We start from the raw sequence: 13,414 nt of genomic DNA, 5'->3' as shown, positions 1-13,414 counted from the left end.
GAGAGCGGAAGGGAGAAAATAGGGCATGACGCGATACGTGGCGCTGCTGCGCGCGGTGAACCTCGGCAGCCACAAGAAGATCTCCATGCCCGACCTGCGCGCGGTGTGCGCGGAGCTGGGGCACACCGACATCCAGACCTATCTGCAGAGCGGCAACGTCGTCTTCACCGCCGACGAGCCGGAGGCGGGGAAGGTCGCGGCGCGGCTTGAGGGGCGGCTCGCCGACGGGCTCGGGCTGAGCACGAAGGTCATCCTGCGGACCGCCGGCGAGCTGAGGGCGATCGTCGAGGCGAGCCCGGCGAAGGCCGACGATCCGACCGGATACTCGGTGTGGTTCCTGCTCGACTCCCTGTCGGCGGACTGGCTCGACGGCTTCGACGCCGGGAGGTTCGCACCCGAGGAGATGTGGACGGCGAGCCGTGAGATCTACCTGAGCCTGCCGAACGGTTCCGGCCGCGCGAAGCTCCCGGTCGCGCTCGAACGACGTCTGAAGACCCCGGCCACCATGCGCAACTGGAGAACCGTCACCAACCTCGTGGAACTGGCCGAAGGTTGAGCCGGTGAGGGGGCCGCCCGCGGCGCGGACCGGCCCTCTCACCGAGAGCGCCGCCCGCGCGGGCTGGAGGACCTGTCCGTACCGGCCTGGCTTGGAAAGTACTTGACGATATGGAAAGTAGAAAGTACTTTCCATGTAGGAAAGAGCGAAGGAGCGGACATGGAAATCTCCCCGGAAGAGGCTGCGCGGACGCTGGAGCAGATCCACGAGACGCGGCGCAGAGCTCTGCGCGCCGCGCCGCCGATGTTCCCCGCCTGGTATCCCGTGGCGGTATGGGTCTTCGTCACCGGAATACAGTTCGTCACCGAGGTCCCGCCCGCCTGGTGGATCTGGATCGCGGTGCCGGCCCTGTCGGCCGGTCTCGCCGTCGCCGTCCTCAAGTTCGTGAGAGACGTCAGGAACGCGAACCTGCGCCCGCACTCCTCGCTGACGGACCCGTGGGCATGGGTTGGCTTCACCGGCTGGCTGGTCGCCACCGGTGTCGGGGCCGCCCTGATGGCGTTGTGGTTCACGGAACTGGGCCTCGCCTACCCGCGTACGCTTATGGGTGTGATCATGACTGTGGTCGCGGCGATCACCACGCCTCTTCTGGCCCGCTGGATGTCCGGGCGGACCGTTCACCGGGCGGAGACGGTGGCGCGATGACGCCGCGACTCGACCCGGCGATCCACGCGCCGACCCGGTTGGGGATCGTCTCGCTGCTGGCCGCCGCCGACGAGGCGGAGTTCGCCTTCGTCCGCGACAACCTGGGCGTCAGCGACTCGGTGCTGTCCAAGCACGCGAGCGCCCTGGAGGCGGCCGGTTACGTGAAGATCCGCAAGGGGCATGTCGGCAAACGCCCGAGGACATGGTTCAGCCTCACTCGCGAGGGGCGCGCGGCCTACACCGGCCACGTCGCCGCACTTCAGGCCATCGTCGCCCAATCCGGCCTCTCGGTCCTCCCCAGCTGAGGCGGAACAACCAAGACGAAACTCCCGCCGGGCCGTTCCAGGCGGCCGAAGTCGCCGGTCGGAGCCGGTCCTCAGGTCCTCGGGGGAACCCGGATCGCCTCCTCGCCTGGCGGGGCTCTAAATTTGCATTGTTCATTATCTTGAACTCTTCGTGTTTATGGCGCTAGATTTGGTCCCATGACCGCACCTGGCACTCCAACCACCGCCGATGAGCTGCGCGGGGTGGGCCTGCGGGTGACGGCCGCGCGGGTGGCCCTGCTCGAGACCGTCCGGGACGGCAACCATCTCGGAGTCGAGGCGATCGCCTCCGGGGTGCGCGATCGGGTGGGCCACATCTCACTCCAGGCCGTGTACGAGGCCCTCCAGGCGCTCACCGCGGCCGGGCTGTTACGCCGCATCGAGCCGGCCGGCAGCCCGGCCAGGTTCGAGGGGCGTGTCGGCGACAACCACCATCACATCGTGTGCAGGTCGTGCGGTGTCGTCGCCGACGTCGACTGTGTGGTCGGTGAGGCACCCTGCCTGACCGCGTCCGACGACCACGGCTTCTCGATCGACGAGGCCGAGGTCATCTTCTGGGGCCTGTGCCCCGGCTGTTCCACCCCTCGCGGCTCCTGAGCGCCGCGACTCCCTGAAACAGAAGATCCAGAAGGATTCCATGTCTGAGAACCATGATGCAATCGTCACGGACGCGAAGGCGGAGGGCGAAGGTGGCTGCCCGGTCGCGCACGAGCGTGCCCCGCACCCGACTCAGGGCGGCGGAAACCGCCAGTGGTGGTCGGAGCGGCTCAACCTGAAGATCCTCGCGAAGAACCCCGCCGTGGCCAACCCCCTCGGCGAGGAGTTCGACTACGCCGAGGCGTTCAAGTCCCTCGACCTCGCGGCCGTGAAGCGGGACATCGCGCAGGTGCTCACCACCTCGCAGGACTGGTGGCCGGCCGACTACGGTCACTACGGCCCGTTCATCATCCGGATGGCCTGGCACAGCGCGGGCACCTACCGGATCAGCGACGGCCGCGGCGGCGCCGGTGCCGGTCAGCAGCGTTTCGCCCCCCTCAACAGCTGGCCCGACAACGCCAACCTCGACAAGGCCCGCCGCCTGCTGTGGCCGGTCAAGAAGAAGTACGGCCAGAGCCTCTCGTGGGCCGACCTCCTCGTCCTGTCCGGCAACGTCGCCCTGGAGTCGATGGGCTTTGAGACCTTCGGTTTCGCCGGCGGTCGTGCGGACGTCTGGGAGCCCGAGGAGGACGTCTACTGGGGTCCGGAGACCACCTGGCTCGACGACCAGCGCTACACCGGTGACCGGGAGCTCGAAAGCCCCCTCGGTGCGGTCCAGATGGGTCTCATCTACGTCAACCCCGAGGGCCCGAACGGCAACCCGGACCCGCTCGCCTCGGCCCGCGACATCCGCGAGACGTTCCGCAGGATGGCGATGAACGACGAGGAGACGGTCGCCCTGATCGCGGGCGGTCACACCTTCGGCAAGACCCACGGCGCGGGCCCGGCCGACCACGTCGGCGCCGACCCGGAGGCCGCCTCGATCGAGGAGCAGGGCCTGGGCTGGAACAACACCTACGGCACCGGCAAGGGCGGCGACACGATCACCAGCGGTCTTGAGGGTGCGTGGACGAACACCCCGGTGACGTGGGACAACAGCTTCTTCGAGATCCTCTATGGCTACGAGTGGGAGCTGAGCAAGAGCCCCGCGGGCGCGCACCAGTGGAAGCCCAAGGACGGCGCCGGTGCCGGTACGGTCCCCGACGCCCACGACCCGTCGAGGAGCCACGCCCCGACGATGCTCACGACCGACCTCGCGCTGCGCGTGGACCCGGTCTACGACCAGATCTCGCGGCGCTTCCTGGAGAACCCCGCCGCGTTCGCGGACGCCTTCGCCCGGGCGTGGTTCAAGCTGACCCACCGCGACATGGGCCCGGTCGTGCGCTACCTCGGCCCGGAGGTCCCGACCGAGACGCTGCTGTGGCAGGACCCCCTGCCCACCGCGACGTACCAGCCCATCGACGCCGATGACGTCGCCTTCCTCAAGAGCAAGATCCTCGCCTCCGGCCTGCCGGTGTCCCAGCTGGTGTCCGCCGCGTGGGCGTCGGCCTTCTCCTTCCGCGGCAGCGACAAGCGCGGCGGCGCCAACGGCGCGCGCGTCCGCCTTGAGCCGCAGAAGGGGTGGGAGGTGAACGACCCCGACCAGCTGGCCACCGTGCTGCGCGCCCTGGAGGAGATCCAGGAGGCGTTCAACGCCGCCCGGAGCGGGGGCAAGCAGGTCTCGATCGCCGACCTGATCGTGCTCGCCGGTAGCGCTGCCGTCGAGCGGGCCGCCAAGGACGCGGGCTTCGACATCGAGGTCCCCTTCACGCCGGGCCGCGTGGACGCCTCGCAGGAGCAGACCGACGTGGAGTCGTTCGCCGCGCTCGAGCCGACCTCCGACGGGTTCCGCAACTACGTCGGAAAGGGCGACCGGCTGCCCGCCGAGTACCTGCTGATCGACCGGGCGAACCTGCTCACCCTGAGCGCCCCCGAGATGACGGTCCTCGTCGGTGGCCTGCGCGTCCTGGGCGCCAACCACGGGCAGTCCTCGCTCGGCGTCCTCACCACGACCCCCGGGGTCCTGACCAACGACTTCTTCGTCAACCTGCTCGACCTGGGCACGAGGTGGAAGGCGACGTCGGAGGACGAGAGCACGTTCGAGGGTCGCGACCTCGCCACGGGCGAGGTCAAGTGGACCGGCAGCCGCGCCGACCTCGTCTTCGGGTCGAACTCCGAGCTGCGCGCGCTCGCGGAGGTCTACGCGAGCGACGACGCGAAGGAGAAGTTCGTGAAGGACTTCGTCGCGGCGTGGGTCAAGGTGATGAACCTCGACCGGTTCGACCTCGTCTGATCATGACGTTCAGGCCGGCCTCCGCCGGCCGGCCTGAACGTCGGTCCCCCTCCCGGTGTCGTCCACCTGTGGTGTCGGCGTCGAGAGGGGGACTCCTCGGATCGTGCCCTCCGGACCGTCGATCCGGTGGCCCGTCGTTCGTGTAGGGGTGAGAGCCAGGACCAACCTGGCGGACCCCGAAGGAGACGGAGACATGGGCAAGGTCATCGTGATCGAACATTTGACGCTCGACGGCGTGATGCAGGCGCCGGGACATCCCGAGGAGGACCCCCGCGACGACTTCCGGCACGGCGGCTGGGCGACTGTGCGCCAGGACCCGGCCATGCAGGAGGCGATGGGGGCCCGCATGTCGAGCGCGTGGTCCCTGCTGGCCGGCCGCACGACATACGAGCGTTTCGCGGACTACTGGCCACGGCAGGCGCCGAACCCGTTCACCGAGGCCCTGAACGGGGTCCGGAAGTATGTGGCCTCGACCACGTTGGCCGAGCCGCTGCCCTGGCAGCACTCCACCCTGCTCAAGGGCGACGCCGCCGACGCCGTGGCGGTCCTGAAGGAGAAGGTGGAGGAAAACCTGGTGGTGTTCGGCAGCGGGATGCTGGTCAGGTCACTGATGTCGCGTGGCCTCGTCGACGAGCTGCTTCTGCTCATCCACCCGCTGGTGCTGGGGTCGGGCCGCCGCTTGTTCTCCCCCTCCGGCTCGGACCTCTCCGCCTTCCGTCTGGTCGACTCCGCGGCGACGGGCACCGGCGTGATCATCGCCGGCTACCGGTCCGCCGGAGATTGACGGATGAGGGAACGCCCGCTTTCGCTGTCCGGGGGTGGGCGTTCCCCTTTCTCTCGCGGGGACGGAGTCAGGTGCCGGTCACCCCGCCAGGCGCGGCCGTTCGGTTCCTCAGGAGCACGTTGCCCGAGATTCTGGCCTCGCACAGCCTCTCCGCCTCCGGGGTGCCGGCCACCACGGTGAAGCCGGTCGGTGCGAGCCGCAGCTCCATCACCGCCGCCCGTTCGGCGACGGGCAGCGCCGCGTAGCGGGCGAGCAGCTCCTCGTCGTCGAACAGGTCGGCGTCCGACAGGAACACCGGGGAGGTGGGGTGGCGGCGGCCCAGGTCCAGGATCTTGCCGCCGCCGTCCCAGTTGACGCCGTTCAGCGCGACCCAGCCGATCCCGTCGAGGCCCTCGAACAGGCGGGCCGCGTCACCGAAGCGGTGGGTGCGCATGACCGGGTGCAGGTAGGCGTCGGCGTCCAGCACGTCCTGGTCGCGCGGGTCGGCGCCGGGCGCGGTGCCCGTGCCGTAGCGGCCCGCGGAGCGGCCGAACCCCAGCCGGTGCACCACCGACAGGCCCTCCTCGCCGGTGTCGCCGCCCGACAGCAGCCGCACCAGCTCGCGGTCGATCAGCCGCTGGTGCTCGCCGAAGCTGTGGAACAGCCACAGGTACATCAGCCCGCCGGGCGACAGCCGGTCGGCGAGCCAGGCCAGGCCCGCGCGGGGGTCGTCCAGGCAGTGCAGCACCCCGGTCATCACGATCAGGTCGTAGGGGCCCTCGAACCCCTCCCCGCCGATGGCGCCGCGCACCAGCTCCACGTTGGTCAGCCCGTTGCGCTCGCGTAGCTCCTCGGCCACGTCGAGTGACGACTGCGACAGGTCCATGCCGGTGAAGTGCGCCTGGGGATACTGCGAGGCGAGCCCGAGCAGCTGGTGCCCGGTGCCGCACCCGGCGTCCAGCACCCGCCTGCCCGCCAGGGTCTTGTCCCTGGCGACCATGCCGATGCCGAGCGCCAGATCCAGGATCAGGTCGTCGCCGACGGTCAGCGACGGGCACGGGTAGCGTTCGTACAGCTCCCTGACCTGCTCGACGGCGCTCATGGGGTGTCGATCTCCTCGTACGGGATCTCCTCGACCCTGCGGGCGAAGACCCAGTGGTGACCCTCCAGGTCCTCGGTGGTGTAGTTGCGGTCACCGTAGAAACGCGTGTCCGGCTTGTCGCGGATCACGGCTCCCGCGGCCTTCGCGCGCTCGTAGTGCTCGTCCACGTCGTCCACGAACACGTACAGGCTCTGCCGCAGCTCGCCCTCGCCCTGCGGCTCGTGCCTGCGGCCGTCACCCGTCCCGGCGAGCTGCACGACCCCCTCGCCGAACGACAGCTCGGCGTGGACGACGGACCCGTCGTCGTCGTTCAACACCTTGCGCTTTTCGAATCCGAACGCCTCGATGAGCCATTCGATGGCTTTCTCGACATCGGAGTAGAAGATGACGGGGGTGATTCTCGGCATTCCGTCGGGTGGGGTGAGCAATTTCCTCATCTCCTTCGATCGGTGACCATGGAAACGTAACGGGACGCTACCCCGCATCCCGCCGGCGAGACGTGTCGGCGTTCACGGGATCGGTGTTCTGCTCCGGTGTTCCACCTCCAAACGTTCCATGGGCTTTCCCGGTGCTCCACTCCCGAACGTACGGCGAGTTTCCTCAGGTGTTCGGCAGGCGCAGGCCGCCGTCCAGGCGGACGACGGCGGCGTTGAGGTAACCCAGTTCGCACACGGCGCGGACCGCCCGCGCGAACTCCACGGGGGTTCCCGGCCGGGGCGGGAAGACGATCTGCCGCAGGAGCGGGCGCCGGAACTCCGGCGGGATCGCCGCGAGCAGCGGGGTGTCGAACAGGCCCGGTGACAGCGCGCACACCCGCACGCCCACGGAGGCGAGGTCGCGGGCGGCAGGCAGGGTGAGCGCCGCGACCGCGCCCTTGGAGGCGGCGTAGGCGACCTGGCCCGCCTGGCCGTCCTCGGCGGCGGCCGAGGAGGTGTTGACGACCACGCCACGCTCACCGTCCTCCAGCGGTTCGGTCGCGGCCATCGCGGCGGCGGCCAGCCGCATCACGTTGAAGGTGCCGACCACGTTGACCGCGAGCGCCCGCTCGAAGGTCTCCAGGTCGTGCGGGCGGCCGTCCAGTCCGACCGTACGGGCGGCGGGCGCGATTCCCGCGCAGCTCACCGCGACGCGCAGCGGTCCCGCGACCCCGGCGGCCGTCTCCACGGCGCGCTCGACCGAGCCCGCGTCGGTCACGTCGGTCTCCACGAACGTGCCGCCCACCTCGTCGGCCACCGGGCCCGCCGTGGCGGCCTCCAGGTCGGCCACGACCACGTGCGCTCCGGCCTTGGCGAGCTCGCGCGCGGTGGCGGCGCCGAGCCCTCCGCCGCCCCCGGAGACCAGCGCCGTCACACCCTGCAGCTCCATATCCGTTTCGCCGCCTTTTCGCAATAGAGGGTAAATGCTCTCGCTTATCAAGACATATCCTGACGCAAAATTCTGCATTCACGCTGCACCCCACAGACGTGAGGACACCATTCACATGACGATTTCCAAGAGCGCGGACAATGTGCACGACCTGATCGCCCGCCGCAGGCGCGAGCGAGATCGCATCCCGCGACATGCCGTGCCCGATTCGGGGGTGCCGGTCTCCTCCACCCAGGAGCGCATCTGGTTCGGCGAGATGTTCAATCCGGGTTTCGGGTTCTACCACGTGCCCGCCACGCTGCGGCTGCGCGGGCCCCTTGACGCCGGAGCCCTCGACCGGGCGCTGTGCGAGGTGATCAGGCGGCACGAGATCCTGCGCTCCACCGTCGCGGAGGTCGACGGCATGCCCGTGCAGCGCGTCGGTGACGCGCCCGCGAGCGTGCTGCGCTCCGTCGACCTGGGTGACGAGCCGGACGCCGAGGCCGAGGCCGCGCGGATGGCCGCCGACGACATCCTCGCCCCGTTCGACCTGCGCCACGGGCCGCTCTGGCGGGCGCTGCTGCTCCGGCTGGGCCCCGACGACCACGTGCTCGTACTCACCTTCCACCACATCGTCTTCGACGACCCGTCCTTCGGGATCGTCGGGCGCGAGGTCGAGGCCCTCTACACCGGGGCCGTCGGCGGCGCGATCGGCACCGGAGCCGGTACCGACACCGGCGGCGGGCCGGTGAGCCTGCCGGACCTGGACCTGCAGTACACCGACTTCTCCCTCTGGCAGCGCGAGCGGCTGCGCACCGAGGACGTGCGCTCACGCCTGGTCGACTACTGGCGGCGGACCCTGGACGGCGTACCCCGCCTGCTCGACCTGCCCTCCGACCGGCCCCGGCCGCCGCACCGGCGCCGCGCGGGCCGCTTCCACCGCTCCCGGCTACCGGGCGACGTCGTCGCCTCCGTGCGCGCGGTGGCGCGCGAGGAGGGCACCACCCCGTTCACCGTGCTGCTCGCCGCCTACGGCGTGCTGCTGTCGCGCTACGCGGGCCAGGCCGACATCGTCACCGCCGTACCCGCCGCCGGGCGCATCCGGCCCGAACTCGAAGCGCTCGTCGGATGCTTCATCAACATCATCTGCCTGCGCCTCGACCTGCGCGGGGAGCCCACCTTCCGCGAGCTGCTGCGCCGCGTGCGTCACGCCTCCGTCGAGGGACACGACCACGAGGAGATGCCCTTCGAGGAACTGGTGCGCGAGCTGCACCCGCAGCGGCCCCAGAGCCACACACCGCTGTTCCAGGCGGGGCTCGGGGTGCGCGACAACGACGGCGTCTTCCTGAACCTGCCGGGCGTGCGGGCCTCGGAGTTCGTCCCCGACGTCGAGGTCTCGCACTTCGACCTGATGGTGGACTTCAGCGTCGACGGCGACGGCATGGCCGGCCTGTGGGGCTACAACGACGACCTGTTCGACCCCGCCACGGTCGAGGTCCTCGCCGAGCAGTTCGAGCTCCTGGTCACCGGAGCCTGCGCCCACCCGGACCTGCCGGTCGGTGACCTCTCCCTCCCCCCTGCGCCCCGGCCCGCGGAATCAGGAACCGGCGCCGGGGGACCGGCCGCCGTCCTCGCCGAGCGGGTGCGGCTCACCCCCGACGCGCCCGCCGTCACCACCCACGCGGGCACGCCTTCCACGGGCACGTCTCCCCCGGGAACCCCGCCCGCCGTCACCACCCACGCGGGCGATCCATCGACAGGCACCTCCACGAGTACCTCTCCCGCGGGCGCTCCCCCCGCCGTCACGCTGACCTACGCCGAGCTCGACGCCCGCGCCGAGAACCTCGCGCCCGCCGTGCGCAGGGGAGCCGGACCCCCGGCCGCCGACAGCCCCGACCCGGCCGTCTGGCGATACGCCCAGCTCAAGGCCGACGTCCTCGACGGCCGTACGGAGGGCGCGGGCGCCGCGCCGATCGCCGACCTCGCCTCGCGGATCGGCCTGGGTGTCGCCGACACCGTGCTCACCTTCGCCCCGCCCACGTCCGGCGCGTTCGCCGACGCCTTGCTGCTCGCACTCCTGCACGGCGCGCACCTGGTGACCGCGCCCCCCGAAGCCGCCCGCGACGCCGGACGGCTGAGGGACCTGGTCGCGGACGCCACCGTGGTGTACGCCCCGTCCGCCGCGTGGCGGCTGCTGCTTCACGAGGGCCTGCCCGCCGACCGCCCGTTCACCGCGCTCTGCGACGCGGCCACGACCCCGCCCGCCCTCTCGCGGGAACTGGCCGCCGCGATTCCCACCTGGACCCTGTACGGCGAGCACTGGGCCGCGGCCCACCGGGTCGACCCGCTCGCGGAACCCCGCAGGGGCGTCCTGCTCGGAGAGGCCCTCGCCGGTACGCCGATCGAGGTCGCCGACCGGACCGGGCGCCCCGGCGCAGTCGGCGTGCCCGGCGAGATCCACGTCGGCGGCACCGCCACCGGCGACCGCGGCCGCGTTCTCCCCGACGGCTCGCTGGAACTGCTCGGCCGCTTCGACCGGATGTTCACCGTCGGCGGGTTCCGGGTGGACACCGACGAGCTGGCCCGCTCCCTGGCAGGGCGCCCCGGCGTCGCCGAGGCCGCCGTCGACGTGCGCCACGACCGGCTCGCCGCGTACGTGGCGGGGGAGGGGATCGACCTCACGGAGCTCACCGCCCACCTGCCCGAATACCAGCTCCCCGGCTCCGTCACCGTCCTGGACTTCCTGCCCAGGACCGCCGAGGGCCACATCGCCCACACCGAGCTGCCCAGCCCCGACACTCCCGACGAAGAGGGCGGGCACGTGCCGATCGAGAGCGGCACCGAGGAGACCGTCGCCGGGATCTGGCGCGAGCTGCTCGGAGTGGAGGAGATCGGAGCCTCCGACGGCTTCCTCGACCTCGGCGGCCACTCGCTCACCCTGGCCAGGCTGAGCCTGCGCTACGAGGTGGCGTTCGGCGTCGAGGTGGAGCTGCCCGACCTGCTGCGTCACGCGACCGTCCGCGAACAGGCGGCGCTCCTCGACGAGCGACGCGCGCAAGCCGGCCTCGCGGGAGAGGGGGCGGCGTCGTGACCTCGGTAGCCGACAAGCCGTCACCGGACACGATCGAGGGCCCGCCGAGGACGCGACTGGAGTCGCTCACCGGGCTGCGGTGGTTCGCCGCGTTCGGCGTGTTCTTCAGCCACATCGCGATCCTGCTGCCCCTGCCCTACCTCAACGAGCTGTTCGTCCTCGGCACGGCCGGGGTGACGTTCTTCTTCGTCCTGTCCGGCTACGTCCTCACCTGGACGTTCTTCGACAAGGACACCGCGCCGAAGTTCTACTGGCGCCGCTTCGCCAGGATCTGGCCCTCGCTCCTCATCACCACCGTCGCGGCGGTCGCGCTGCTCGTCGGAGGCCAGCTCTGGCCCACCGAGGGCGGCACGGCGCTGGTGTGGTGGACGGTCGCGACGCTGCTCATGGTGCAGGCGTGGTTCCCCGCGTCGTTCCAGAGCGACGCCGTGCCGCACACCGTCTCCTGGTCGCTGTCGTGTGAGGCGTTCTTCTACGCGGTCTTCCCGTTCGTGGTGCGCCCGATCGTGCGGCGCACGCTGCGCCAGATGGTGATGATCGCCGCCGTGCTCATCGCGATCAGCATCGGCACGCGCGTGTGGCTCTGGCTGGCCAACCCGCAACTCACCGCCGAGAACTGGTTCACCTCCGACCTGTACTACTTCGCCACCCACTCGCCGATCTCCCGGGTCAGCGAGTTCGTGCTGGGCATCGTGATCGCCGCCGCCGTGCGCCGGGGCTGGCGCAGCCCGATCGGGTTGCGTACGGCGACCGCGATCACGGTCGGCTACTTCGCGCTGCTGTGGGCGTGGTCCTGGTCCGGCGTGTGGCAGACCGCGCTCGCCGAGACCGCCAACCGGGGCAGCATCGTGGTGTTCGCGCTGCTCATCGCGGCGGCGGCGACCAACGACCTGGCCGGGCGGCGCAGCCTGCTCAGCTCCCGCCCGCTGGTGGCTCTCGGCCAGTGGTCCTACGCCTTCTACCTCATCCACTTCCTGGTGCTCTTCCCCATCGCCAAGCACGCGTTCGGGCGGCAGTCGCTCTACGACTTCCCCGAGCCCACCTGGGCGCACCTGCCGTACGCGCTGGCAGGGCTGGTCGTCAGCGTGCTGCTGTCGTGGGGGCTGTACCGGCTGTACGAGTATCCGATCGAGAAGAGGCTGCGGGCCATGCTGCGCCGCGAGCCCAAGGCCGCCACCCCGGCGCCGGGCGCGGAACCCTCCATGTGAGGTGGGGGGCACACCGCCGTCCCGCGTCTGCGGGGCTGCCCATGGCGGGCCGTTCGCAGGGCCGTCGGCAGGTCACACCGGGACGCCGACGCGGCGAGGAGCGTCCTCGTGGCCGGGCAGGAGCGGGACGGCGGCGAGCACGATCACGATCATGGCGACGGCGAACCGGAAGACGCCGTGGAAGCCGGTGATCACGTCGTCCGCGGTCTGCAGGATGAGCGTGACGACGGCGACGCCGATCGCGGCGCCGAGCTGGTTGAGCATGTAGAGCACCGAACTGCCCTGCGCCACCAGCGGGGCGGGCAGCGTCCGGTACAGCGATCCCATCGTGGCCGCGCTGAAGAAGCCCATCCCCAGGCCCATGGTGAAAGCGGCCAGCGCGGGCCACACCTCGGGGGTCTGCGCTCCGACCCGGGTGAGGGCCAGTGCGCTGAGAGCGGCCACGAGCGCCCCGGCGCAGGCCGGCCCGCGTGCGCCGATCCGGTCCGACAGCCGTCCGGCCAGTGGCATGCTGACGGCGCCGCCGAGGCCCACCGGCGCCATCAGCAACCCGGCGGCGAGCGCGCCGTGCCCGTGCGCCTGCTGGTGATACAGCGGCAGCGCGAACAGGGCGGCGAAGTTCGCGAGCCCGCCGAGGCCCATGATGGTGACGCTCGCCGTGAAGCCCCGGCCCGCGAACAGCCGCGGGTCGATCAGGGGCGGGTTCCGCCGGACGCGGAGCGCGTGGATCAGGTAGGCGCCGAGCAGGACGACGCCGGCGGCCAGAGGGGTGAGCGCCTGCCAGGCGGTGAAGGCGCCCTGCTCGGCCGTCTGCGAGAGGGCCAGGACGAGAGCGGCGAACCCCGGGCCGAGCAGGGCCAGGCCAAGGACGTCGAGCCGTACCCGCGGCCGCTGCCGTCCGAGCGGTGGATCCGCGGGCAGCACGCGCAGGGCGAGAAGCAGGGCGACGAGGCCGACGGGCACGCTGAGCAGGAACATCCACCGCCACGGCAGACCCTGGAGGATGATCCCGCCCATGACGGGACCGAGGACGGGACCGAGGGAGAGGACCACGCCCATCAGGCCCATCACGCGCCCGGCGCGGTGGGGGCCGGCGGCGCGGGCCAGCAGGATCAGGACGAGCGGATCGAGGACGCCCGCACCGACGCCCTGGACGACACGGAAGACGATCAGGCTGCCGACGTTCCAGGCCAGCCCGGAGGCGAGGGATCCGGCCAGGAACAGGGCCAGGCCCCACAGCCACAGCCGCCTGCCCCCGAACCGGTCCACGGCCCAGGTGGTGAAGGGGATGGTCGCCGTGACGGCGAGCAGGAAGCCGGTGGAGGCCCAGCCGACCGTGCTCAGCGAGGTGTCGAAGGCCCTGGCCAGGGTGTCGGTGGCGACGGCGGCCATCGTGCTGTTGAGGATGCCCAGCAGCCCGCCGAGCAGGATCACGCCGATCAGCCGCAGCAGCGCCGGATCGAGCCTGTCGTCTCGCGGTCGTGTCACGTGGTGTCTCCGGTTCGGTGGTTGG

Annotated in this window: 12 protein-coding genes; 8 read left to right on the top strand and 4 right to left on the bottom strand. The window is 71.1% G+C overall.

What is annotated here, in order from left to right; all coding sequences use genetic code 11:
* Positions 1–25 precede the first annotated feature (25 nt).
* The 6 genes from ABZ664_RS36595 (at position 26) to ABZ664_RS36570 (ending at position 5,177) form a co-directional block, all read left to right on the top strand.
* On the top strand, positions 26–556 hold the full coding sequence (locus tag ABZ664_RS36595) for a DUF1697 domain-containing protein (protein ID WP_362521098.1): 531 nt from the start codon (positions 26–28) through the stop codon (positions 554–556).
* Between the two features lie 159 nt (positions 557–715).
* The gene (locus tag ABZ664_RS36590) at positions 716–1,201 is read left to right on the top strand and encodes a hypothetical protein (protein ID WP_362521095.1); all 486 of its coding nucleotides are present in this window, start codon (positions 716–718) and stop codon (positions 1,199–1,201) included.
* Positions 1,198–1,506: a transcriptional regulator gene (locus ABZ664_RS36585; RefSeq protein ID WP_362521092.1), complete on the top strand. Its 309-nt coding sequence runs from the start codon at positions 1,198–1,200 to the stop codon at positions 1,504–1,506. The genes ABZ664_RS36590 and ABZ664_RS36585 overlap by 4 nt, the downstream gene beginning before the upstream one ends.
* Positions 1,507–1,683: 177 nt before the next feature.
* Entirely contained in the window at positions 1,684–2,121 is a 438-nt protein-coding gene (locus tag ABZ664_RS36580; protein ID WP_350949426.1) for a Fur family transcriptional regulator, read from the top strand.
* A gap of 40 nt (positions 2,122–2,161) precedes the next feature.
* On the top strand, positions 2,162–4,393 hold the full coding sequence (gene katG / locus ABZ664_RS36575; RefSeq protein WP_362521089.1) for a catalase/peroxidase HPI: 2,232 nt from the start codon (positions 2,162–2,164) through the stop codon (positions 4,391–4,393).
* Between the two features lie 193 nt (positions 4,394–4,586).
* Positions 4,587–5,177 (top strand): dihydrofolate reductase family protein, encoded by a 591-nt coding sequence (locus ABZ664_RS36570; RefSeq protein WP_362521086.1) that lies wholly within the window; start codon positions 4,587–4,589, stop codon positions 5,175–5,177.
* A 67-nt stretch (positions 5,178–5,244) separates the two neighbouring features.
* On the opposite strand, the gene ABZ664_RS36565 is transcribed toward ABZ664_RS36570, so the two are convergent.
* The 3 genes from ABZ664_RS36565 to ABZ664_RS36555 form a co-directional block, all read right to left on the bottom strand.
* Complete coding sequence (locus ABZ664_RS36565; protein WP_362521083.1) at positions 5,245–6,258, bottom strand: class I SAM-dependent methyltransferase; 1,014 nt, start codon at positions 6,256–6,258, stop codon at positions 5,245–5,247.
* The gene (locus tag ABZ664_RS36560) at positions 6,255–6,695 is read right to left on the bottom strand and encodes a VOC family protein (protein ID WP_362521081.1); all 441 of its coding nucleotides are present in this window, start codon (positions 6,693–6,695) and stop codon (positions 6,255–6,257) included. Before ABZ664_RS36560 ends, ABZ664_RS36565 begins: the two co-directional genes overlap by 4 nt.
* Positions 6,696–6,858: 163 nt before the next feature.
* Positions 6,859–7,623, bottom strand: coding sequence for an SDR family NAD(P)-dependent oxidoreductase (locus ABZ664_RS36555; protein ID WP_362521078.1), 765 nt, complete (start codon positions 7,621–7,623; stop codon positions 6,859–6,861).
* Positions 7,624–7,738: 115 nt separating this feature from the next.
* Here ABZ664_RS36555 and ABZ664_RS36550 point away from each other — a divergent pair, with 115 nt between their 5' ends.
* Together ABZ664_RS36550 and ABZ664_RS36545 are read left to right on the top strand one after the other, a co-directional pair.
* Positions 7,739–10,693, top strand: coding sequence for a condensation domain-containing protein (locus tag ABZ664_RS36550; protein ID WP_362521074.1), 2,955 nt, complete (start codon positions 7,739–7,741; stop codon positions 10,691–10,693).
* On the top strand, positions 10,690–11,901 hold the full coding sequence (locus ABZ664_RS36545; protein ID WP_362521070.1) for an acyltransferase: 1,212 nt from the start codon (positions 10,690–10,692) through the stop codon (positions 11,899–11,901). Before ABZ664_RS36550 ends, ABZ664_RS36545 begins: the two co-directional genes overlap by 4 nt.
* 72 nt (positions 11,902–11,973) lie before the next feature.
* Here the strand turns inward: ABZ664_RS36545 and ABZ664_RS36540 are convergent, their stop codons facing one another.
* Positions 11,974–13,389 carry a DHA2 family efflux MFS transporter permease subunit gene (locus tag ABZ664_RS36540; protein WP_362521067.1) on the bottom strand — a complete coding sequence of 472 codons (1,416 nt, stop codon included), beginning with the start codon at positions 13,387–13,389 and terminating at the stop codon, positions 11,974–11,976.
* Between the last annotated feature and the right edge of the window lie 25 nt (positions 13,390–13,414).

It is taken from the genome of Streptosporangium sp. NPDC006930 (assembly GCF_040635605.1).
GTDB lineage: Bacteria > Actinomycetota > Actinomycetes > Streptosporangiales > Streptosporangiaceae > Streptosporangium.
Note: the sequence above shows the minus strand (reverse complement) of the source record. Positions and strands in the feature narration are given on the sequence as shown.